The sequence below is a fragment of the Streptomyces sp. NPDC031365 genome, from assembly GCF_055569765.1.
In genome coordinates this window covers 221618-242809 of the sequence record NZ_JBVIIM010000007.1, presented here as the reverse complement: position 1 = coordinate 242809, position 21192 = coordinate 221618, and the positions used below count along the sequence as shown (strand labels likewise).

General features: G+C 72.5%; 16 protein-coding genes and 1 pseudogene. 13 read left to right on the top strand and 4 right to left on the bottom strand.

All coding sequences use genetic code 11. The annotated features are described in order from the left end of the window. Nucleotides 1-280 precede the first annotated feature (280 nt). The gene (locus ACZ5C2_RS14100) at nt 281-850 is read left to right on the top strand and encodes a DUF2269 family protein (RefSeq protein ID WP_468790040.1); all 570 of its coding nucleotides are present in this window, start codon (nt 281-283) and stop codon (nt 848-850) included. Nucleotides 851-897: 47 nt separating this feature from the next. On the opposite strand, the gene htpG is transcribed toward ACZ5C2_RS14100, so the two are convergent. Continuing rightward, a complete protein-coding gene (gene htpG, locus ACZ5C2_RS14095) occupies nt 898-2796 on the bottom strand; it encodes a molecular chaperone HtpG (RefSeq protein ID WP_468790038.1) in 1899 nt (632 codons plus the stop codon). A 103-nt stretch (nt 2797-2899) separates the two neighbouring features. Next, nucleotides 2900-3208 carry an LmrA/YxaF family transcription factor gene (locus ACZ5C2_RS14090; RefSeq protein WP_468790154.1) on the bottom strand — a complete coding sequence of 103 codons (309 nt, stop codon included), beginning with the start codon at nt 3206-3208 and terminating at the stop codon, nt 2900-2902. 161 nt (nt 3209-3369) lie between these two features. Between ACZ5C2_RS14090 and ACZ5C2_RS14085 the strand changes: the two genes are divergently transcribed. From ACZ5C2_RS14085 to ACZ5C2_RS14070, 4 genes are all read left to right on the top strand, one after another. Continuing rightward, nucleotides 3370-4566, top strand: coding sequence for a carboxylate-amine ligase (locus ACZ5C2_RS14085; RefSeq protein ID WP_468790036.1), 1197 nt, complete (start codon nt 3370-3372; stop codon nt 4564-4566). 193 nt (nt 4567-4759) lie between these two features. Then, nucleotides 4760-6544 carry an N-acetylglutaminylglutamine amidotransferase gene (locus ACZ5C2_RS14080; protein WP_468790034.1) on the top strand — a complete coding sequence of 595 codons (1785 nt, stop codon included), beginning with the start codon at nt 4760-4762 and terminating at the stop codon, nt 6542-6544. Continuing rightward, entirely contained in the window at nt 6517-8643 is a 2127-nt protein-coding gene (locus ACZ5C2_RS14075) for a prolyl oligopeptidase family serine peptidase (RefSeq protein WP_468790032.1), read from the top strand. Before ACZ5C2_RS14080 ends, ACZ5C2_RS14075 begins: the two co-directional genes overlap by 28 nt. 90 nt (nt 8644-8733) lie before the next feature. Continuing rightward, nucleotides 8734-9177, top strand: coding sequence for an ATP-binding protein (locus tag ACZ5C2_RS14070; protein WP_468790030.1), 444 nt, complete (start codon nt 8734-8736; stop codon nt 9175-9177). Between the two features lie 409 nt (nt 9178-9586). Here the strand turns inward: ACZ5C2_RS14070 and ACZ5C2_RS14065 are convergent, their stop codons facing one another. After that, nucleotides 9587-10519, bottom strand: coding sequence for a phosphotransferase family protein (locus ACZ5C2_RS14065; RefSeq protein WP_468790028.1), 933 nt, complete (start codon nt 10517-10519; stop codon nt 9587-9589). A 116-nt stretch (nt 10520-10635) separates the two neighbouring features. On the opposite strand from ACZ5C2_RS14065, the gene msrA reads away from it, so the two are divergent. Beyond that, a complete protein-coding gene (msrA, locus tag ACZ5C2_RS14060; protein WP_468790026.1) occupies nt 10636-11148 on the top strand; it encodes a peptide-methionine (S)-S-oxide reductase MsrA in 513 nt (170 codons plus the stop codon). Nucleotides 11149-11230: 82 nt separating this feature from the next. Here msrA and ACZ5C2_RS14055 read toward each other — a convergent pair whose 3' ends face one another. Then, complete coding sequence (locus ACZ5C2_RS14055) at nt 11231-11704, bottom strand: carboxymuconolactone decarboxylase family protein (protein WP_468790024.1); 474 nt, start codon at nt 11702-11704, stop codon at nt 11231-11233. Between the two features lie 177 nt (nt 11705-11881). On the opposite strand from ACZ5C2_RS14055, the gene ACZ5C2_RS14050 reads away from it, so the two are divergent. The 7 genes and pseudogenes from ACZ5C2_RS14050 (at nt 11882) to ACZ5C2_RS14020 (ending at nt 20726) form a co-directional block, all read left to right on the top strand. Continuing rightward, nucleotides 11882-12118, top strand: a complete 237-nt coding sequence (locus tag ACZ5C2_RS14050) for a hypothetical protein (RefSeq protein WP_468790022.1) — start codon at nt 11882-11884, stop codon at nt 12116-12118. A gap of 311 nt (nt 12119-12429) precedes the next feature. Next, entirely contained in the window at nt 12430-14706 is a 2277-nt protein-coding gene (locus ACZ5C2_RS14045) for a catalase (protein ID WP_468790020.1), read from the top strand. A gap of 280 nt (nt 14707-14986) precedes the next feature. Then, nucleotides 14987-16168 carry a spore photoproduct lyase family protein gene (locus tag ACZ5C2_RS14040; protein WP_468790018.1) on the top strand — a complete coding sequence of 394 codons (1182 nt, stop codon included), beginning with the start codon at nt 14987-14989 and terminating at the stop codon, nt 16166-16168. A gap of 270 nt (nt 16169-16438) precedes the next feature. Next, nucleotides 16439-16534, top strand: a pseudogene (locus tag ACZ5C2_RS14035) (iron chelate uptake ABC transporter family permease subunit); the annotation flags it as partial. A 225-nt stretch (nt 16535-16759) separates the two neighbouring features. Further along, complete coding sequence (locus tag ACZ5C2_RS14030) at nt 16760-18163, top strand: hypothetical protein (protein ID WP_468790016.1); 1404 nt, start codon at nt 16760-16762, stop codon at nt 18161-18163. A gap of 62 nt (nt 18164-18225) precedes the next feature. After that, nucleotides 18226-19458 carry an AAA family ATPase gene (locus ACZ5C2_RS14025; protein ID WP_468790014.1) on the top strand — a complete coding sequence of 411 codons (1233 nt, stop codon included), beginning with the start codon at nt 18226-18228 and terminating at the stop codon, nt 19456-19458. Continuing rightward, nucleotides 19455-20726 carry a vWA domain-containing protein gene (locus ACZ5C2_RS14020; protein WP_468790012.1) on the top strand — a complete coding sequence of 424 codons (1272 nt, stop codon included), beginning with the start codon at nt 19455-19457 and terminating at the stop codon, nt 20724-20726. Before ACZ5C2_RS14025 ends, ACZ5C2_RS14020 begins: the two co-directional genes overlap by 4 nt. The last annotated feature ends 466 nt before the right edge of the window (nt 20727-21192 follow it).

Here is a 21192-nt window from a genome sequence, read left to right as displayed (position 1 = left end):
CCGGCCACCGTGCTCTCCTGGGTTTTCCGGCGTACGACCGTGGCCGGGGCCGCTCCTCACCGTGGGCTGCCGCCGGTGCTTCGGACGGCCGTCGCCGACGGGATCCGCACGGTCGGCCCCGGGCAGCGGTCCCGCCCGTCACAGCGCAGGCTCGCGGTTCCCGTCGGGGCCGCGTACCCGCTGGGCCGGGAGCCGGCGCGGCCCCGAGCACCCTGACGCGGCTCGGCCATGCCCCGCGGCGTACGCCGACGTCAGTAGGCGCGGTTACTCCCGCCGTCAGATGTCCGTGCCGTCCGGGCCCGGCACCGTGGGTCGGGTGAAGAAACTCAGCCGCCCCGTACGCCGGGCCCATCTCGTTGTCCACGTCATCGCCTCCGCCGGCTGGCTCGGACTCACCGCCGGGCTGCTCGCGCTCGGTGTCACCGCGAACACCACCGGGTCGGCGGCCATGGTGGAGGCGTCCGTCCGGGCCATGAAGCTCTTCGCCGACTGGCTCCTGCTGCCGATCGCGTTCCTGACCCTCGTCAGCGGGCTCGTCCTGTCCCTGGGCACGCCCTGGGGGCTGGCGAGGCACCGCTGGGTGTGGACCAAGTTCTGGCTGACCCTGGCCACGACCACCGCCACGGTCCTCGCCCTGCGGCCGGGCGTGAACGCGGCCGCGGAGGCCGTCGCCGCCGGGGACTTGCTGCCCGACGGGGGAGACGTCCTCATGGGGCCGGTCGTCTCCCTGACCGCCTATCTCTTCATGACGGCGATCTCGGTCCTCAAGCCCTGGGGCCTCACCCGCCGCGGCCGGCGCCTGCGCCCGGCCGCCCGGAGGCCGGCACCCGCCGAGCCCGCCCGCGTCTGAGCACGGACGGGCGCGCCGTCACCTCACCGCGCTCCGGACGGGTCCGCTCACAGAGTGCGCTCCAGCCGGTCCGCCATCTGCTGCACGAACCGTGCCGGATCCTTCGGCCGGCCGCCCTCCGCCAGCACGGCGAGCGCATACAGCAGTTCCGCGGTCTCGGTGAGGTCCGAGTGGTCCTCGCGCTCCCCGTACGCCTCGTTCAGTCCCTTCACCAGGGCGTGATCCGGGTTGAGTTCGAGGATGCGCCGGGTACGCGGAACCTCCTGGCCCATGGCCCGGTACATGTTCTCCAGCGCCGGCGTCAGATCGTTCGCGTCGGCGACGAGACAGGCCGGGGACACCGTCAGCCGCGACGACAGGCGCACCTCCTTGATGTCCTCCTCCAGTCGCTCCCGCATCCAGCCGAGCAGACCCGCGTACGCCTCGGCCTGCTTCTCCCGCTCGCCCTCGCTCCTGTCGTCCTCACGCGCGGCGAGATCGATCTCGCCCTTGGCGACCGACCGCAGCCGCTTGCCCTCGTACTCGCCCACGGCGTCGGTCCACACCTCGTCGACCGGGTCGGTGAGCAGCAGCACCTCGATGCCCCGTTCCCGGAACGCCTCCATGTGCGGGGAGCTGTCGATGCTCTCCCGGGACTCGCCGGTGATGTAGTAGATGTCGTCCTGCCCGTCCGGCATCCGCTCCACGTACTGCTTCAGCGTGACGGTTCCGTCGTCCCCGTGCGTGCTCGCGAACGACGTCACCGCGAGGACGGCGTCACGGTTGTCGGGGTCGGTGACGAGCCCTTCCTTCAGTACGGCGCCGAACTCCCGCCAGAACGTGGCGTACCGCTCGGTGTCACCGGTCATCATGCTCTTGACCGACCCCAGCACCTTCTTCGTCAGCCGGCGCTGCATCATCCGGATGTGCCGGTCCTGCTGGAGGATCTCGCGCGACACGTTCAGCGAGAGGTCCTGCGCGTCGACCACACCCTTGACGAACCGCAGGTACGGCGGCAGCAGCGCCTCGCAGTCGTCCATGATGAAGACACGCTTCACGTACAGCTGGAGCCCGTGCCGGAAGTTCTGGTTGAACAGGTCGTGCGGGGCGTGGGACGGGACGAACAGCAGGGCCTGGTATTCGAAGGTGCCCTCGGCCTGCAGCTGGATGGTCTCCAGCGGTTCGCGCCAGTCGTGCCCGATGTGCTTGTACAGCTCGTGGTACTCCTCCTCGGACACCTCCTCTCGTGAACGCGCCCAGAGCGCCTTCATCGAGTTGAGCGTCTCGGGTTCGGCCGCCTCGCCGTCCTCGCCCGTCCCGCCGACCAGCCTGACCGGCCAGGTGATGAAGTCGGAGTAGCGCTTGACGATCTCCTTGATCTTCCACACCGAGGTGTAGTCGTGCAGCTGGTTGTCGGGGTCGGCCGGCTTGAGGTGCAGTGTGACGGAGGTGCCCTGCGGCGCGTCGTCGACGGCGTCCAGTGTGTAGGTGCCCTCGCCGCGCGACGTCCAGCGCGTGCCCTGGCCCTCTCCCGCACGCCGGGTGAGCAGGGTGACCTCGTCCGCAACCATGAAGCCCGAGTAGAAACCGACGCCGAACTGGCCGATGAGGCCTTCCGCCCCGGCCGCGTCCTGCGCCTCCTTCAGCTCCCTCAGGAACTCGGCGGTACCCGAGTTGGCAATGGTGCCGATGAGCTGCCCGACTTCGTCGTACGACATCCCGATGCCGTTGTCCCGCACGGTGAGCGTACGGGCGTCCCGGTCGATCTCGAGCTCGATGTGCAGGTCGGAGACGTCGGCGTCGAGGGTGTCGTCCCGCAGCGCGGCCAGACGCAGCTTGTCGAGCGCGTCCGAGGCGTTGGAGACGAGTTCCCGAAGGAAGACGTCCTTGTTCGAGTAGACCGAGTGGATCATCAGCTGGAGCAGCTGACGGGCCTCTACCTGGAACTCAAACGTTTCGGTCGGCATGGTTCTCGATTACCTCACTGGTCCATCAGTCGCCGGATACTGGCGTGCTCACTGTAGTCAACACGGCGTCATCTCCCGGCGGCATGTCCCGAGTCGGGCCCCGTCACCGCCGCTTCGAGCAGGGCCCGGGCTCCCGGGACACCGTCGCCAGGGCGCGCTCGCTCCGCTCGGCGCGGGTGATCAGGATCGCCCCTTCGAGGGAGCTGATCATGAGCGTGGCGAGAGGTCCGTGCGGCGGGGACCCCATGTGCGACAGGGCCCGGGCGGCCGATCCCGTCCACCCGGTTGAGGCCGAGGACACGGCCTCCGGCGTCGAGGCCGTGGATGTCGCGAGGTCCCCGGTGGTGGCGGCGACGGGACGGCCGGCGCCGGACCCGTGGGTCTCGTACACCTCGCTCCACTGCGTGGCGATCCCGGCGACAGTCCGCCGGGCGACGGTTCGGGCAGGGCCAGTGATCTCGCGGTCCGATTGCCCTCACCGTATTCGGGGCACCCGGGACGCGCCGAATTCACCGCCGGTGACCTCAGGGACCCGCGCGGGAGCGGCACAGGACTAGGGCAAGGGGACGAGCGGTGACGGTGCGTATCGGAGCAGAGGAAGAGTTTCACGTACTGGACGTGGAGAGCGGCCGGCTCGTGCCACGGGCCGACACGCTGCTCGGCCGGCTCGGCGGATCCGGCTTCAGCCGTGAGCTGCAGCGGTCGGCCGTGGAGAGCAACAGCCAGGTCCACGACACACTGGACGCCCTCTTCGCGGACCTGTCCGGCACCCGGCGCAGGCTTGACGCGGCCGCCTCCTCCTCCGGCCTGGCCGTCGTGGCCGCGGGCACCGTTCCGCTGGCCCGCGTCACCTCCCGCGACGTCACCGCCGACCCCCGTTTCCGGCGCATGGCCGACGACTACCGCCAGGTCGCCGACGAGCAGCTCATCTGCAGCGCCCAGGTGCACGTCGACGTACCCGACCGGGACACCGCGGTACGCGCCATGTGCCTGGTGTCGCCCTGGCTGCCACCGCTGCTGGCCCTGTCGGCCAGTTCGCCGTTCTGGCTCGGATCCGACACCGGATACGCCAGCTGGCGCACCATGCTGTGGCAGCGGTGGCCGACCGCGGGCCCCGCGGGCTGTTACGGCAGCGCCGCCGAGTACGACGCCGCCATGACGGAGCTGATCGGTTCGGGCGTCATCACCGACACCGGGATGCTCTACCACGACGTACGGCCGTCGGCCCATCAGCGCACACTGGAGCTGCGCGTCTGCGACGCCTGCCCGCGCGCCGAGACCGTGGTGCTGATCGCCGGACTGTTCCGCGCCCTGGTGCTCGACGCCCGCGACCGTCTGGAGCGCGGGGCGGACCACGGGTGCGACGGACACCACGAGTGGCTGCGCGCCGCCACCTGGCGCGCAGCGCGCTCGGGCCTCGAAGGCCGGCTCGTGGACCCGGAGACCCGCCGCGGGGCTCCGGCCGCCATGGTGCTGCGCGGGATGCTGCACCGGCTGCGCCCGGCGCTGGAGGCGTCCGGCGACTTCGCCACCGTGCACACGCTCCTCGAAGAGGCCCTCGCGGCGGGCGGCGCGGCGCACCGGCTGCGGCATGCCGCCCAGGACGGGGACCTGCTCGCCGGCGTCGACATGCTCGTCGCCGAGACCCGCGGCGACCGCCTCCTGCCCAGCGCTTCCCGCCGCCGTGACCGGCGTCGGGCGGGCCCTCGCGGCGCCGGCCGCACCCGGGCCTACGCCCACTCGGCCACGACCCCGGGCACACCCGGCTGATCCGGACGGGCAGACGGCCCCCGGGACACCCCTCATGCGCGTCCTCAGTCACCCCTGACCAAGGAGAGTGTCACACCGCCATGTCCAGCAGCACTCATGCTTCCCCGCACCAGGACCAGGACCAGGACCAGGAGCAGGAGCAGGATCAGGACCGGCACCCGGGCCTGGCCCCGAGCGACGGGAGGACCCACTGATGTGCGGCCTCAGCGGGGAGATTCGGTTCGACGGCGGACGGCCGGACATCGCGGCGGTGGAACGCATGACCGACCGGCTCGCACCGCGCGGTCCCGACGGCCGCGGCCTGTGGTCCCAGGGGCCGGCGGCCCTTGGCCACCGCCGGCTGAAGATCATCGACCTGTCGGACAGCGGGGCCCAGCCCATGACCGACCCCCGCACCCGCCTCGCCGGCGTCTTCAACGGCTGCGTCTACAACTACCGCGAGCTGCGGGACGAACTGCACGCCCTGGGCCACCGCTTCTTCTCGCGGTCCGACACCGAGGTGGTGCTCAAGGCGTACCAGCAGTGGGGTACCGACTGCGTGGCGCACTTCCACGGCATGTTCGCCTTCGTGATCGTCGAGCAGGACACCGGTCGCGTGGTCCTGGCCCGCGACCGGCTCGGCATCAAGCCGCTCTACTTCTCCGCCACGACCGAACGGCTGAGGTTCGCCTCCTCCCTGCCGGCGCTGCTCGCGGCCGGCGGCGTCGACACCTCACTGGACCCCGTCGCGCTGCACCAGTACTTCAGCTGGCACGCCACCGTCGCCGCGCCCCACACCCTCCTCAACGGCGTGCGCAAACTGCCCCCGGCCACCGTGCGGGTCGTCCAGCCCGACGGCAGCCACCACGACCACCGCTACTGGGACCCCGTCCACACCCGCCGGCCCGAGTACGCCGGCCTCGGCGCCGGCGACTGGACCGACGCCGTACTGGACGCCCTGCGCACCGCCGTGCGCCGCCGCATGGTCGCCGACGTGCCGGTCGGCGTGCTGCTCTCGGGCGGCCTGGACTCCAGCCTGATCGTGGCGCTGCTGGCCGAGGGCGGCCAGGGGGACCTCGCGACCTTCAGCGTCGGCTTCGAGTCCGAGGGCGACGAGGAGGGCGACGAGTTCCCCTACTCCGATCTCGTGGCCCGGCACTTCGACACCCGCCACCATCAGCTGATGGTCCCCTCCGACCGGGTCGCCGGCGCCCTGGACGGGGCGGTCCGCGCCATGAGCGAGCCGATGATGAGCCATGACGTGGTGGCCTTCCACCTGCTGTCGGAGCAGGTGGCCAAGGAGGTCAAGGTCGTGCAGAGCGGCCAGGGCGCCGACGAGGTGTTCGCCGGCTACGACTGGTACCCCCGGATGGCGGACGTGCCGCGCCCGGGAGCCGCGGAGGCCTACATCGACACCTACTTCGACCGCTCGCACGCCGACCTCGCGGGCATGCTCCAGCCCGGCGTGCTGCCCGCCCGGGACACCTCGGCCGAGTTCGTCCGCGCGCACATGGCGGCCGAGGGCGCGCAGACGGCGCTCGACGCCGATCTCCGCCTGGACACGCTCGTGATGATGGTCGACGATCCGGTCAAACGGGTCGACAACATGACGATGGACTGGGGTCTGGAGGCCCGAGTGCCGTTCCTCGACCACGAACTGGTCGAACTGGCCGCCGCCTGCCCGCCCGAACTGAAGCTCGCGGACGGCGGCAAGGGCGTCCTCAAGGCCGCCGGGCGGCGCGTCCTGCCGCGCGAGGTCGTCGACCGGCCCAAGGGCTACTTCCCCGTCCCGGCGATCAGGCACATGGCCGGACCCGTCCTCCAGCGGGTCCGCGAGACCCTCACCGCCCCGGAGGCCAGGACCCGCGGCGTCTTCCGCGAGGACTACGTCGACCGGTTGCTCGCCGCACCCGACGCGCACCGCACCAGGCGAGGGGCGAACGCCCTGTGGCAGACAGCACTGCTGGAGACATGGCTGCAGACGCACGAGATCCGCTGACGGACATGGAGACGCGCACCGACGCCTCCACGCGGGCACGTCCCGCACCGGAGCCGGCGCCCCTCGCCGACACCGCGACGCCGTACGACGTGCCGCCCCCGGCCGTCCACGGCTGCTGGTATCCCTCGGTCGACCCCGGCGGCCGGTATGTCGCTTTCATCTGCGACCGGGCCGGGGTGCCGCAACTGTGGACCGGCGCCGTGGACGGCGAGGAGGTGCGACGGCTCGACGCCGACCCCCATCCGGTCACGGAGGTGTCCTGGTCCCCGGACGGACGCTGGATCGCCTACACCACCGCTCCGGACGGCGGCGAACTCACCCGCGTCCTGTGCGTCCGCCCCGACGGCACCGGGCGGCATCTGCTGGCCGGCGGCGAACCGGGGACCTCCGCACGCCTCGGCTGCTGGCAGCACGACGGCTCGGCGGTCGCCGTGACCGTCACCGATTCCGGCCCGGCCGCGCACCCCGGCGCCGCGACGCCCGGGCCGCCGGGCGCCTCCCACACGGTTCGTGGGGCGGGCCACGACAGGCGTGCCGTGCTGCTGGGACCCGGCGCTCCACGATTCGGGCCCGCGACGGCCGACGACGACCGGACGGCGTCCGCCGAGGAGGCGGGACGCAGGGCCCTGTCCGCGTATCTCATCGACCCCGAGGGCGTCGCCGCACCGGTGCTGTTGGCGAGCGAGCGCGGCGCGGCCAACCAACGCGTGTGCGACCTCAGCCGGGACGGCCGGCTCGCCCTGGTGTACCGGGGTCCCCGAGGACGCCGCGAGGCCCTCGTCGTCCGCACCGGCGACCGGGTGGTCACCTGCGCGCTGCCGGTCGCCGACGGAGACCCGTGGGTCGGCGGCTTCTCGCCGGACGCCGGCACGGTGTGGCTGCGCAGCGACGGCGGCCGGGAGCATGCCGCCCTCGTCGCGGCACAGCTCGATCCGCGGGGACATCTGCTCGGTACCACGGTGGTCGCCCAGCGTCCCGACTGCGGCCTGGAACTGCTCGCCCTGGGACGGGACGGTCGGCGCGCGGTCCTGGCGTGGAACGTGCGCGGGGTGAGTGAACTGGAGACGGCCGGGCTGACCGCGGCCGCCCGGTCGCCCGCCGGCGGACCGGTCACCACCGCCACAGCGGATGCCGCACGGACCGTCGGACTGCCCCACGAGGTGGTCACGCGCATCGCGCCCGCCGCCGATCCCGACGCACCCGTGGTCGCGCTGTCCGGATCCCGGCGCCACCCCGGAGTGTGGTGGCTGCCGCACGGACTGCCCCTGCGTACGCCGTGGTCCTCGCGTGACGAGGACGCGTTCCCGGCAGGTCGTGCGCCCGTACGGCCGATACCCATGAGCCCGGTCGCCCGCGACGGACTCACCCTCGGCGGCTGGTACCACCGCGCCCCGGGCCGCTCGCCCGGCGAACCGGCACCGTGCGTCCTGCACCTGCACGGCGGGCCGGAGGAACAGGAACGCCCGGTACTCGATCCGCTCTACCTGGAACTGCTCGGCAGGGGACTGGACGTGTTCGCGCCCGACGTCCGCGGCTCGTCCGGACACGGCCGCTCCTTCGTCGACGCGGACCTGGGCACCGGACGCTTCGACGCCATCGACGACGTCGCGGACTGCGCGGCGCACGTGATCGTTCAGGGCCTGGCGGATCCCCGCCGGATGGCCGTGATGGGCCGCTCGTACGGCGGTTATCTGGTGATGGCGTCACTGGTGTGGCACCCGGACCTGTTCCGCACCGGTGTCGCGGTCTGCGGAATGTCGGACTTCGCCACCTTCTTCGCCGGGACCGAACCCTGGATCGCGCAGTCCGCCGCCCACAAGTACGGGCACCCGGAACACGACCGGGAACTGCTGCGCACGCTGTCGCCGATGAGCCGCATCGACGCCCTGCGGGCCCCGGTACTCGCTGTGCACGGCGAGTACGACACCAACGTGCCCCCGGGCCAGTCCGAACAGTTCGTCCGGGCCGCCAGGGAGCGCGGACTGGAGGCCGAACTCGTCCTGCTGCGCCACGAGGGTCATGACTTCCGCCGCGCCGACAACCGCCGCCTTTTCCGCCGGACCACCGCCGACTGGATGGAGCGGCACCTGGCGGACTGAGATGTCGGAGGTACCTGTCACACTTCAGGGGCGTGCGGGGGAGCGATGCGGGTAGTCGCGCGGTGTGATCGGTGAGTAAAGGCGGACCGGATGGAACCAGTTCCTGTCGACGAAGGGGCAACGGTGCCAGGCGCACCCAGGCTGCGGGTTTCGTACGCCCTGGACGGGGACGGCGCCTGGATAGCCCAGGCCCGCCAGCTCGCGGCCACGTTCCTGACCCGGGTACGAGCGGAGGACGGCCTGCCGGTGTCGACACGCGCGGTGGAGGTCACCCAGCTCGTGGTGAGCGAGCTGGTCACCAACGCCCGCAAGTACGCGCCGGGCCCCGTCGGACTGGACCTGCGGCTGGCCGGCGACGCCGTGGAGGTGATCGTCCACGACGGCAACCCAGAGGCGCCCGTGGCGCGCAACGCCGATCCGGGCCGGGTGGGCCAGCACGGACTGGAGATCGTGATGGCCCTGGCCCTGGCCCTGGACGTACGCCAGGAGGCGGCCGGCAAGAGCATCATGGCGCGCATCTCCCTTCTCGCCTGAGCCCTGCTCCCAGGGGGGCGCCGGGGCATCGGCCGGACGCAGCCGTCCAGCACGCACCGCGAGGTCCAGCTCCCGCCAGGGGGACCGCGACGTCGAGCCGACCGGTGCAGCGGGCCGGCGGTGCCCAGTGGGCGATCGCAGCGCGCGGTCGCCACCGGGCGGAGGTGGCCGGAACCAGCCATGGCCTTTCCGGCACCGACGCTCGAAACGGGCACACGGTGGACCGCCGCGCGCCGGAAGCCCGTCGACCGGGCAGCCGCCACCACGTGCTGCCCCTGGACGGTGCACCGGGCGCCCTGGTCGCCGACCTGTTCGACGCGCAGGGCACCCAGGCCATCCCGGTCCCGGTCGCCGGTGCCGGCTCTGCGGCGTGGCCGGCCGGGGCAGCCCCCGCCGGCGGGTCCGTGCCTCAGCCGTAGCGCTCGAGAAGAGCCTCGACGTACCCCTCCAGCCTGGCCGCCAGGATTCCGGGCGTCAGATCGGTGCGGCCCAGTTCCCGCCAGGGAACGGCGACCTTCTCCGCGTCGGGAGCGAAGGCCAGGGCGTCGAGCAGCCGCCAGTAGAGGTGAGCGCCGGGATCCTCGTCCAGGCTCCCTCCGGCGGCCGCATAGCGGTCGGCGAAACGCATCCCCGCGGGGACTCCGTGCAGCAGGGCGAGGGCCGTCGCGCCGTGGGCCACGTCCAGGTCGGGCGGGCCCCAGGACGTCTCCACCCAGTCGACGACCCCGCTGATCCGCGGGCGGGTGCCCTCTTCGGAGAACAGCACGTTGCCGGGGTGGAAGTCCCGGTGCAGGAAGCAGCCACGGTGTTCCGGCGGCTCTCGGCGGAGGACGTCGACGGCGCGCCGCCACAGCTCCGGCCGCCCGGTGTCCCCGGGCGGACGCACCCGCTCGGGAGAGGTCCACGCCTGGTAGGCGCGGGGCCGGGTCCGCGCGGTCACCCGTATCCGGTGAATGCGCGACAGCTGCCGTGCGAGCAGTTCGGCACGTTCGTCGGCACCCTCGTCATCCAGCCGTACCGCGCCGGGCAGCAGGGACATCAGCAGGGACGGATGATCGCAGTGCCGTGCCGTCGCGTCCACCGCGACGAGCGTGGCGGCGGGCACATCGGTGTCCCCGAGCAGGGACAGGACGGCCGCCTCACGGCTGAGCAGCCCTTCCGCATGCCGTACGAAGAACGGCTTGACGAACGATCGCAGTACCAGCGACCGCCGCCCCTCGGGCCCCCGGAGATCCAGCCGGCGCATCTCCGACGTCCACCCGCCCCGCAGAGTCACCACACCCTCGACGCGCTCGCCCGCCGGCAGCTCCTTCTCCACCCAGGCCCGCGTGTTGATCAGCATGCGGTCAGGCTAGCCAGCCCGCCGTAGGACGGCGCCGGGACAGCCGGAACAATGGTGCCGGCGACGCGGTTCTCACTGACGAACGTCGCAGGACACCTGGAGAAGGGCGAGACGAGATGACGAGGACCGAGGAGAGGGCGCTGCTCGCGGGTGGCTGCTTCTGGGGCATGGAGGAACTGGTTCGCACGTTTCCGGGCGTGCTGAACACACGGGTGGGATACAGCGGGGGTGACGTGCCCAACGCGACCTACCGCAACCACGGCACCCATGCGGAGTCGATCGAGATCACCTACGACCCCGCCACCACCGACTACCGCACGATCCTGGAGTACTTCTTCCAGATCCACGACCCGACCACGAAGAACCGGCAGGGGAACGACATCGGCACGAGCTACCGCTCGGCCATCTTCTACCTCGACGACGAGCAGAAGCGCGTCGCCGAGGACACGATCGCCGATGTCGACGCCTCCGGGCTGTGGCCGGGCGAGGTGGTGACCGAGGTCATACCGGCGGGGCCCTTCTGGGAGGCCGAGCCGGAGCACCAGGACTATCTGCAGCGCTACCCGGACGGCTACACCTGCCACTTCGTTCGCCCGAACTGGCGGCTGCCGAAGCGCACGGAGTCCTGACCCGGGAACGTGGAACAGGGGACGTGAAACAGGGGGCGCGCACGCTGGGCGGCGCGCCCCCGCGTCGTGGGCCGGTGCCCGCTCAGCCGAACTGGCCGGGCCGGTAGTCGCCGGCGGGCTGCTGGTTGATGACGTTGATGCGGTTGTAGGCGTTGATGACGGCGATGAGGGAGACGAGGGCGACGAGCTGCTCCTCGTCATAGTGCTTGGCCGCGTTCGCCCAGACCTCGTCGTTGACGCCACCGGCCGCGTCGGCGATCCGGGTGCCCTGTTCGGTGAGCTCCAGCGCGGCGCGCTCGGCCTCGGTGAAGACCGGGGCCTCGCGCCAGGCGGCGACCAGATGGAGGCGGACCGAGGTCTCCCCGGCCGCGGCGGCGTCCTTGGTGTGCATGTCGGTGCAGAAGCCACAGCCGTTGATCTGACTGGCACGGATCTTCACCAGCTCCTGGGTCGCGTGCGGCAGCCCTGAGTCCGTCACCGCCTTGCCCGCCGAGTTGATGTGCCGCAGCACCTTGGCGGCGAGGGGGTTGCCGAAGAAGTCGAGACGCGCGTTCATGATGTTCTCCTTGGGTCAGCTTCGCGGTGACACACCACTGACGGACCGGCGCCTCCCTGTGTGACGCCAACGCGACTGTGACCTCCGTCTCTTGGCCGGGTGACGCTGTGCGGCGCGTCGTCCCCGGGGCGTCGTCCGGCCGATAGCCTGGCCGGGTGGACGGGGAGCGGAGCGCCAGTGAGTGAGCGTCGGGAACGCGACTGGACGGACATGACGCCCGGGGACTTCGACCGGGACGCCCCGCTGCACCTCAACGTGGGTACGGGCCCCGTCGCGGTGCCGGCCGAGCCCGACGAGTACGGCACCGAGCCGTTGTTCGGTGAGCAGACCCCGGCGCGGCGTCCCGGCCCGCCTCGAACCCCGGCCCGTGCCCCCCGCCGGACCGCCTCCGCCGAGCAGGGTCAGTTGTTCTGAATTTCCGTCCCGAATCCGCTGCGGGGCGCTGTCCCGAACCTCCATGCCTTAGACGCCCGGCTCACGGGTACGCGGGCGGAGCGGTCGGATCCGGCGGGGCAGGGAGGGAGCCGCGGGACGTGGGTGCTGCGGGCGGCACGGGAGTTCACCCCATCGCGCCATGCCCGCTGCGAGGGAAGCCCCACCGTGAGACGTTTGCGGCACCCGATGACCTTTCTTGACCCTTTGTTCCATCGGATTGCCCGCAGTCGGCAACTGAACGCACGGCCACCCCGTCCGTGGCCGGTCCCCAGCGGAGGAGTGTCACCCCCATGAGCGAGGCCAACCCCGTCAAGCGGGCAGCGAAGAAGATCACCGAAAGCCTGCAGGACGACGGGTCTGCCCCGGCCGACGGGATTCCCGGCCGGCCGGGATCCGAACCGCCCAGCGTGGCCGAGCCGGCCGAACCCCGCGATCCGTTGCCGCCGAAGCCCGACCAGAGCGGCCCGGACACCGTGTCGCCCACCGGCCAGCCGACCGGGGCCGACCAGGCCAGGATGGCCCAGTCCGGGAGCTATCTGACGAACGCGCAGGGGACGCGCCTGTACGACACCGACCACTCGCTCAAGGCGGGCCCTCGCGGCCCCGTACTGCTGCAGGACCACCATCTGCGTGAGAAGGTCATGCACTTCGACCACGAGCGCATCCCGGAGCGCGTGGTCCACGCCCGCGGGGCGGGCGCGCACGGGGTCTTCCAGAGCTACGGCACGGCGGCCTCCGTGACCAGGGCGGGATTTCTCGCCGCGGATGTCGAAACGCCGGTGTTCGTGCGGTTCTCCACGGTGGTCGGCTCGCGCGGGTCCGCCGACACCGTGCGCGACACCCGCGGTTTCGCGACGAAGTTCTACACCAGCGAGGGCGTCTTCGACCTGGTCGGCAACAACATCCCGGTCTTCTTCATCCAGGACGCCATCAAGTTCCCCGACGTGGTGCATGCCGTGAAGCCGCACCCCGACCGGGAGATCCCGCAGGCGCAGAGCGCGCACGACACCTTCTGGGACTTCGTCTCGCTGCACACCGAGGCGACCCACCACACGATCTTCTTCATGGGCGACCGCGGTATCCCGCGCTCCTACCGGATGATGGAGGGCTTCGGCGTCCACACCTTCCGCCTGGTGAACGCCGAGGGCGGCACCACGCTGGTGAAGTTCCACTGGAAGCCCAAGCTGGGCGTGCACTCCCTGGTGTGGGACGAGGCACAGCTCATCAACGGCAACGACCCGGACTTCCACCGCCGGGACCTCGCCGACGCCATCGAGGCGGGCGCGTATCCGCAGTGGGAACTGGGCATCCAGACCTTCCCCGACACCCCGGACCAGACCTTCGAGGGCATCGACCTGCTGGACTCGACGAACATCGTCCCCGAAGAGCTCGCGCCGGTGCAGCCGATCGGGCTGATGACCCTCAACAGGAACCCGTCCAACTTCTTCGCCGAGACCGAGCAGGTGGCCTTCCACGTCGGCCATCTCGTGCCCGGCATCGACGTCACCGACGACCCGCTGCTCGCGGGCCGGCTGTTCTCGTACCTGGACACCCAGATCACGCGTCTCGGCGGGCCCAACTTCCCTCAGTTGCCCATCAACCGGCCCCAGGCCCCGGTCAACGACATGCTGCGCGACGGCATGCACCAGACCGCCGTGCACCGGGGTGTGGCCCCCTACCGGCCCAACTCCCTCGACGGCGGATGCCCGTTCACCGCGGGCGCCGACACGAGCGCGTTCATCGAGACACCGGTGCGCATTCCGGAGGCGTCGAAGGTGCGCGAGGCGCCGGAGTCGTTCGCGGACCACTTCAGCCAGCCCCGCCGGTTCTGGCTGAGCATGAGCCCGGTGGAGCGCGAGCACATCATCGGGGCCTACATCTTCGAGTTGGGCAAGTGCTACGAAGAGGCCATCAGGGAACGGACCCTCCAGGTCCTGGCCAACATCGACCCCGAGCTGTGCGCCGGAGTCGCCGAAGGGCTCGGGCTGCCCGCGCCGGAGCCCACCGTGCCGCTCGCCGACGTCGCGCCGAGTCCGGCGCTCTCGCAGGTCGGGCAGACCTGGCCGGTGGACGGACGCGTCATCGGCATCCTCACCGCCCCGGACGGCGACCTCGACGGGGTGCACGCGGTACGCGACGCGGTACTCGAAGCGGGCATGGTTCCCCTGGTCGTCGCACCGAACGGCGGCACGCTCGGCACGGGCGCGGGCGCGCTGACGGCTCAGCGCACCTACGTCACCGCGCGTTCCATCGAGTTCGACGCCGTACTGGTGGCAGGTCCGCCCGCGGTGGGCGGGGACGCGACCGGCGTGCGTGACGGCAAGGGCGCGCCGTCGGCGCAGCGGCCGTCGACGGACCCGAGGGTCGACCAGCTGCTGGCGGAGGCGTTCCGGCACGGCAAGGCGATCGGTGCGTGGGCGGGGGGCGAGACGGCCCTCACGGCGGCGGGCGTCCCCGCCGACGCCCCGGGCGTCGTCGTCGCCGACTCCGGCTCCACCACCCTCGAGCAGGTACGCGAGCTGCTGGGCTCACACCGCGTCTGGGAACGCTTCACCACCCGGGCCTGACCCACTGTTGCCTCCGCGACCACGAGCCGGACGAACGGCCGCCGGCGAACCCCGGCGGCCTTTCGGCCCTGACGGCGACGGATGCCCGCGGGCCGGTCGCGCCCCCTGGCCACTCCGTGCAGCGCGAGCGCCGGGGAGTGTCGCCGCGCACGGTGACCTGCGGTGCTGTCGGCCGCGGGGGGCGGCTCGGCGCCGTACAGTGGGGAGGAAGGCCGGATTCCACCGGACCCGGCCGGCGGACACTCCGTACCGCCTCCCCGTCCGAACAGCCGGTCAGAACATGTGCCACCACTCTTCCCCGTCCCACGGCCCGCAGGAGCCGCTCTTCGGCCTCGACGAGCTGGCGCGGGAGCCCGCGGCCCGGCCGGCGCCGTCCGGGCCGGCATTCCGGGACTCCGACCACGCGCGCCGGCTCCTCACGATCCGCGAGATCCACGCCGAACCGGCGGCCGCCGTCTCGCCCCGCGGCCGGGAGATCCTGGCCAGGTTCCCCGGGGCCCGGCTGATCGAGGTGGACTCCCACTGGCGCATTCCCGGGCTGCACGGCAACGAGGGCAGCGCCGACCGCTGGATGCGGATCAAACGCGGAACGCTCGTGCTGGGAGTGAAGAAGACGCTCACCACGCGGCCCAACGGCCGCTCGGCCGACTGGATCGCCCCCGGCCCGTCCAACGGCTGCGCCCTGTCCTGCGTGTACTGCTACGTGCCCCGCCGCAAGGGTTTCGCCAATCCGATCACCCTCTTCACCAACATCGACCACATCATCTCCCACCTCGGACGCCACGTCGCCGCCCAGGGCACCAAACCGGAGCCCAACCAGTGCGACCCCGAGGCCTGGGTGTACGACATCGGGGAGAACGGCGACTGCTCCGTCGACGCCCTCGTCTGCGACAACACCGCCGACCTGGTCCGCGCCTTCCGTGACTGGCCCACCGCGAAGGCGTCCTTCGCGACCAAGTTCGTCAACCCCGACCTGCTGGAACTCGACCCGCGCGGCCGTACCCGCGTCCGGTTCTCGGTCATGCCGGCCGAGGACTCCCGCCTGCTGGACCTGCGCACCAGCCCGGTCGACCGGCGGATCGCCGCCGCCGCGGACTTCCTCGACGCAGGCTACGAGGTGCACTTCAACCTCTCGCCCGTCGTGATCCGCCCCGGCTGGATGGAGGCCTGGGCCGAACTGCTGCGGCACATGGACGACGTGCTGCCGCAGCGCGTCAAGCGGCAGGCGCTGGCCGAAGTGATCATGCTTACCCACAACGCGGACCTGCACGGGGTCAACCTCCGTTGGCATCCGCGCGGCGAGGACGTCCTGTGGCAGCCCACCGCCCAGGAGACCAAGCGCTCCCAGAACGGCGCCCTCAACCTCCGCTACCGCGCCGACATCAAACGGCGCGCTCTCGCGGACCTGCGCGAACTTCTCGCCCGTCACGCACCGTGGCTCGGTGTGCGGTACGCCTTCTGACAGGACGGCAGGACCTGTCCGGCTTTGCCGCAGGTCACCCCCCGACAACGCTCATTGAGGTGGCTGGCCGACTGCCTCGCCCAGGAGACCGGTGTCCTCCTTCTCGACGAACCCACCACCTACCTCGACCTGCGCTACCAGGTCGAACTCCTCGACCTCATACGCGACCTGGCCGAGGAGCACGGCATCGCGGTCGGTGTCGTCCTGCACGACCTCGACCAGGCGGCGGCCGTCGCCGACCGGATCGTGCTCCTCGCGTCCGGCCGCGTGACCGTGATCGCACCGGCCCAGCTGGGCGCCGGCCTCATGACGGCCGTGATCGGAACGCCGTACTTCCTGTACGTGCTGGTGCGCAGCCGGCGCTAGCGGACCGGCCGGAGGAACCGCGGGCCCCGCGGCGAGGGCGTCCATCGCTCCACCGGAGGGGCCGCGGTGCGTGGCAGGGCGGCTGTCACACCGTGCCTCGTGTGCGCGGAAGGCGGCGGCGGAGGGCAGTCACCTGACACGGTGTGAGTGACGGGCTATGCTCGGCGCGATGACCACTCACTCTGTTCTCAGATTGGGGGTCCCGTCCACGCAAGGTGAGTGCTGATGCACACACCTTCCGCAGACGGGGACTCCCGCCTTTCCCTCTGGCTGCGCGTGCGTGAGTACGCCGTGCCGCCCTCCATGATCGAGACCGCGACCGCCCGCCGGCACGTCGGCGACTGGGCCGGGGCATGCGCCGCCGCGGGCATCGACGTCGACCTGCGCCTACGCCCGCTGGCCCGCACCCACGGCCGGGAACTCGCGACGCAAGTCCGCTCGGACCTTCGCCACTTGGCGCCCGACCTGCTGCGTTGGCACATGCCGAGAATTGCCCCCGACGGACTGCTGCGCCCCGGCCTCACGGTCGCCCTGGCCCGCTACGACGTGGCGGCCTCTGGTGGGCCGTGCCCGGTGCATCTCGTGGTCCGGACACCGCCCGCCTGGGCGGAGGGCGGTCAGCGCATGAGCCTGGCACTGTGGGACGGCACGCGTCTGCGTGACCCCGTCCGGCGGCATCCGCATCCGCGTCCCGGCCCGCGGTTCCGGCTCGACCTCCACCGTCATCTGTGGGACGCCCGCCGCGCGGACGAACTGCGGGACCGGTCCGGGGCCGGCCTGCCGGCCGGTGGCAGTCTCGGGAAGACGGTGGGTACGGACTCCTCCGGGCTGCTCCCGCCCGGGCACCGTTGCGCCGTGGACCGCTGGGCCGACGAGGCGCGCATCGTCCTCCGCGACGCCGGTCACACGTCGGGCGCGGTCGCCGTGCGGATCGGGGCAGGGCACCGGCTGGTCCTGACCGTCCCCGACGACGGCGACGGACCCGCTCCGTCCACCGCGCGGATCGGCCCGCCGGGCACCGCCGCCCCGCTGTCCGGGCTGCCCGTCCTGCCGGACGCCGCGACGCATGCCCTCCCCGACCTCGAACTGCTCCGTGCAGCTGCGATCGATGCCGGCCGGCTGCATCCCCTGGTCGCCGCCGCCCTCGCACCGGGCCGTACGGCGACCGGTCCGCGCCCGGTACCCGGCCCGGCGCAGCCTCACATCGTGGAGTGCCGCGGAGCACGGCACCGGATCGGCCTGGCCGACGGCGTACTGGTCCCCCTGGACCACGCCGCGGACGAGATCAGGCGGGAGGAACTGCTGGCCGAACTGACCGGCACACCGGTGCCCTGCCTGCAGATCATCGACCGGGCACACCGCCGGCCGGACTGTCTCACGGGCGTACGCGAACGCCTGCACCACGGTGACACGGCCGGTGCGCTGGCCGTCGTCGAGAACCTGCTGGGACCCAACGCACGCCTGCGCGGCGGACCCCTGCGGGACGAACTCGAGGCAGCCGCGCTGCGGCGACTCGCCCACGGGCTGTACCGGACGGGCCTGCGAGGGCCCGCGGACGACCGGATCTGCCCGGCGCCCGCCCGGCCCGGCGACCAGCGCTCCCACCCGCGCCACGCGGCCTGCTCCTGACGTCCCGGGAACCCCGCGTTCCTCCATGCCCACCCGCTCCCCACACCCACAGGTGATGATCCATGCCCGTACACGCCCTCCCCGCCCCCTCCCGGCTCGACGTCGCCGGCGACCTGCTCACCCTCCTGCGCGACACCACCACCGAACCGCGCCCCGACAACCAGCTGGAGGCCCTCACCCTCGCCGTGGCCGCCGACCTGCCCGTTCTCCTCTGGGGGGAGCCGGGGATCGGCAAGACCGCCGCGCTCACCCAGTTGGCCACCGCACTCGACCTGCCGCTCACCACCGTGATCGCCAGCGTGCACGAGCCGTCCGACTTCTCCGGACTGCCCATCGTCGGGGACGACCCCGCCGAACAGGGCGTGCCGATGGCCCCGCCGGACTGGGCCGTACGGCTGGTGCGGGCCGGCCGGGGCCTGCTGTTCCTCGACGAACTGTCCACCGCGCCGCCCGCCGTGCAGGCCGCGCTGCTGCGCCTGGTGCTGGAACGGCGCATCGGCGCCCTCCGGCTGCCGCCCGGCGTACGAATCGTCGCCGCCGCCAACCCGCGCGCCTCGGCGGCCGACGGCTGGGAACTCAGCCCGCCGCTGGCCAACCGCTTCGTGCACCTGAACTGGACCCACGACCACGAGGTCGTCGTCCGCGGTCTCGGCGGGACCTGGCCCCGGGCCACTCTGCCCCGGCTCGACCCGCACAAGCTGCCCGAGGCGGTCGCCTTCGCCCGCCGCGCGGTGTGCGCGTTCCTCACTGCCCGGCCCCCGTTGACACACCGGCTGCCCACCAGCGAAACCCGCCGCGGTGGCCCCTGGCCCTCGCCGCGCAGCTGGGAGATGACCCTGAACCTGATCGCCTTCGCCACCGCGGCCGGCTCCTCCCGGGACGTCCTCTCCCTGCTGGTCCGGGGCACCGTCGGTGACGGACCGGGGCTGGAACTGCTGGCGAGCCTGGACCGGATGGACCTCCCCGACCCCGAGGTACTGCTCGCCGACCCCGAGGGAGGCGAGCTGCCCGAGCGGGGTGATCTGCGCCAGGCCGCGCTGGACGCGGTGGTGGCCGCCGTGCGCGCCCGTCCCGAGAAGACCCGCTGGGACGCCGCCTGGCGCCTCCTCGCCCGCGCGGTCGACACCGGTGCGCCCGACCTGGTCGTCGTTCCCGCGACCACCCTCGCCACGCTGCGCCGCGAGGACTGGGACGTACCGGCGACGATCGAACGGCTCACCCCGGCCGTGTCCCTGTCCCGGCGCGCGGACCGGGCCGCGGCCAGGACCGGGAACGGAGCGGGACCGGGCCGATGACCACGCACCCGCCGGTGAAGCCGGCCCCCGCACTCGACCTCGACAAGTTGCTCGCCGCCCGGCTGCAGGCCGCCCGCGCCCGGCCCTACCTCGCCACGGCGCTGTTCGCGCTGCACCCCGTCGAGTCCCGGCGCGTCCCCACGATGGCCGTCGACCGGTACTGGCGGTGCTACGTCTCGCCGGCGTTCGTGGCCGCCACGCCGGAGGAGAAGCTGGCCGGCGCCTGGGTGCACGAGGTGTCCCACTTGCTGCGCGACCATCACGGACGCAGCGACCGGGTGGCCCGCGAACGCGGACTCAACGGACCCGGGGAGCGGCTGCGGATGAACATCGCCGCCGACTGCGAGATCAACGACGACGTGTACGGCGACGGGCTGCGGCCACCCGACGACGTGATCTTCCCGGGGACGCTGGGACTGCACTCCGGGGAGTTGATGGAGGACTACCTGCGTCAGTTCCGGCTGGGCCCGCACACCCAGGGCATGGTCTGGCTGGACTGCGGCAGCGGCGCCGACGGACTCGAACGGGACTGGGACCTGGGCCCGGAGGGCGCGCACGGTCTCACCGGCCAGGAACGCGACGCGGTGCGCTTCCGCGTGGCGCGTGGCATCACCGCCCGGCCGGGCAACGCACCGAAGACGTGGCGGCGCTGGGCGGAGGAGGCCTTTCATCCGCCGCAGCCCTGGCGGCAGTTGCTGGGCGCGGCGCTCCGCTCGGCGGTCTCCGGCTCCGGCGCGGGCGACGACTACAGCTACGGCCGGCCCGCCCGGAGATCGGCCGGGGTGCCCGGCGCCGTACTGCCGAGCCTGCGGCGCACGCCGCCCCGGGTGTCGGTCGTCATCGACACCTCCGGCTCGGTCAGCGACGCCGAACTGGGCAGCGCGCTGCTGGAGGTGACCGCGATCTCCCGTGCCGTGGGCGGCCGCCGCGACACGGTCTCCGTGGTGCCCTGCGACGCGGCGGCAGGCGAGGCGCACCAGCTGTGCCGAGCCGAGGGCATCCCCCTGGTCGGCGGCGGCGGCACGGATCTGCGGTCCGGATTCGCCAGGGCGCTCTCCTCGCGGCCCCGGCCGGATGTCGTCGTCGTCCTCACCGACGGACAGACACCCTGGCCGGACTCTCGGCCTCCGTGCCGGACGGTGGTGGGCCTGTTCCCCCGCCCGTACGAGCGCGGCTCGTGGAACGAGGACGACCCCGACTGCGTACCGGACACCCCGCCCGACTGGGCGCGCGTGGTGACCATCGGCGCGGGGCAGGCCGGCCGGTGAACGGGACCCGCTCAGCTCCGCGCGGTACGGGGCGGCAGGGGGCCCAGTCCCGGTCCGCGTCGGTGATCGGCCGCAGTACCCGGGACGGGGTTCGGCGACGACCGGCATCGGCGGCACTCCGGTGGTCACCACGCTGCCCCCGCCGACGACCGGGCTCCGCCCGACCCTCATCCCGGGGTGGGATCACCGCGCCGGCCCCGCATCACCCATCTCCTCGGCGGGCACCGGCGCGAGAACCGGCTGCATCCTCACCCGGGCCCGGACCGACGCTGTCAGCCGGGCCATCGGCGCCTCCCGCGCAGAGGTGACCGACATCACCCGGACCGTCCGCGACCGCACGAGGAGCGTGAGGCTCCCCGTCCTGGGGGGACCGTCCGCACTCCCATCGCGGTCACGGGTGCAGGTGGCGCCCGCGTCCCCGAAAGGGGTGATTCCGCACACCGCCGCCACGCGGGACACACCATGT

Coding starts and splice junctions, on each gene's coding strand:
- ACZ5C2_RS14100 (WP_468790040.1), top strand. CDS start 281: ATGTCCGTGCCGTCCGGGCCCGGCACCGTGGGTCGGGTGAAGAAACTC.
- htpG (WP_468790038.1), bottom strand. CDS start 2,796: ATGCCGACCGAAACGTTTGAGTTCCAGGTAGAGGCCCGTCAGCTGCTC.
- ACZ5C2_RS14080 (WP_468790034.1), top strand. CDS start 4,760: ATGTGCGGCCTCAGCGGGGAGATTCGGTTCGACGGCGGACGGCCGGAC.
- ACZ5C2_RS14075 (WP_468790032.1), top strand. CDS start 6,517: ATGGCTGCAGACGCACGAGATCCGCTGACGGACATGGAGACGCGCACC.
- ACZ5C2_RS14070 (WP_468790030.1), top strand. CDS start 8,734: ATGGAACCAGTTCCTGTCGACGAAGGGGCAACGGTGCCAGGCGCACCC.
- ACZ5C2_RS14065 (WP_468790028.1), bottom strand. CDS start 10,519: ATGCTGATCAACACGCGGGCCTGGGTGGAGAAGGAGCTGCCGGCGGGC.
- msrA (WP_468790026.1), top strand. CDS start 10,636: ATGACGAGGACCGAGGAGAGGGCGCTGCTCGCGGGTGGCTGCTTCTGG.
- ACZ5C2_RS14055 (WP_468790024.1), bottom strand. CDS start 11,704: ATGAACGCGCGTCTCGACTTCTTCGGCAACCCCCTCGCCGCCAAGGTG.
- ACZ5C2_RS14045 (WP_468790020.1), top strand. CDS start 12,430: ATGAGCGAGGCCAACCCCGTCAAGCGGGCAGCGAAGAAGATCACCGAA.
- ACZ5C2_RS14040 (WP_468790018.1), top strand. CDS start 14,987: ATGTGCCACCACTCTTCCCCGTCCCACGGCCCGCAGGAGCCGCTCTTC.
- ACZ5C2_RS14030 (WP_468790016.1), top strand. CDS start 16,760: ATGCACACACCTTCCGCAGACGGGGACTCCCGCCTTTCCCTCTGGCTG.
- ACZ5C2_RS14025 (WP_468790014.1), top strand. CDS start 18,226: ATGCCCGTACACGCCCTCCCCGCCCCCTCCCGGCTCGACGTCGCCGGC.
- ACZ5C2_RS14020 (WP_468790012.1), top strand. CDS start 19,455: ATGACCACGCACCCGCCGGTGAAGCCGGCCCCCGCACTCGACCTCGAC.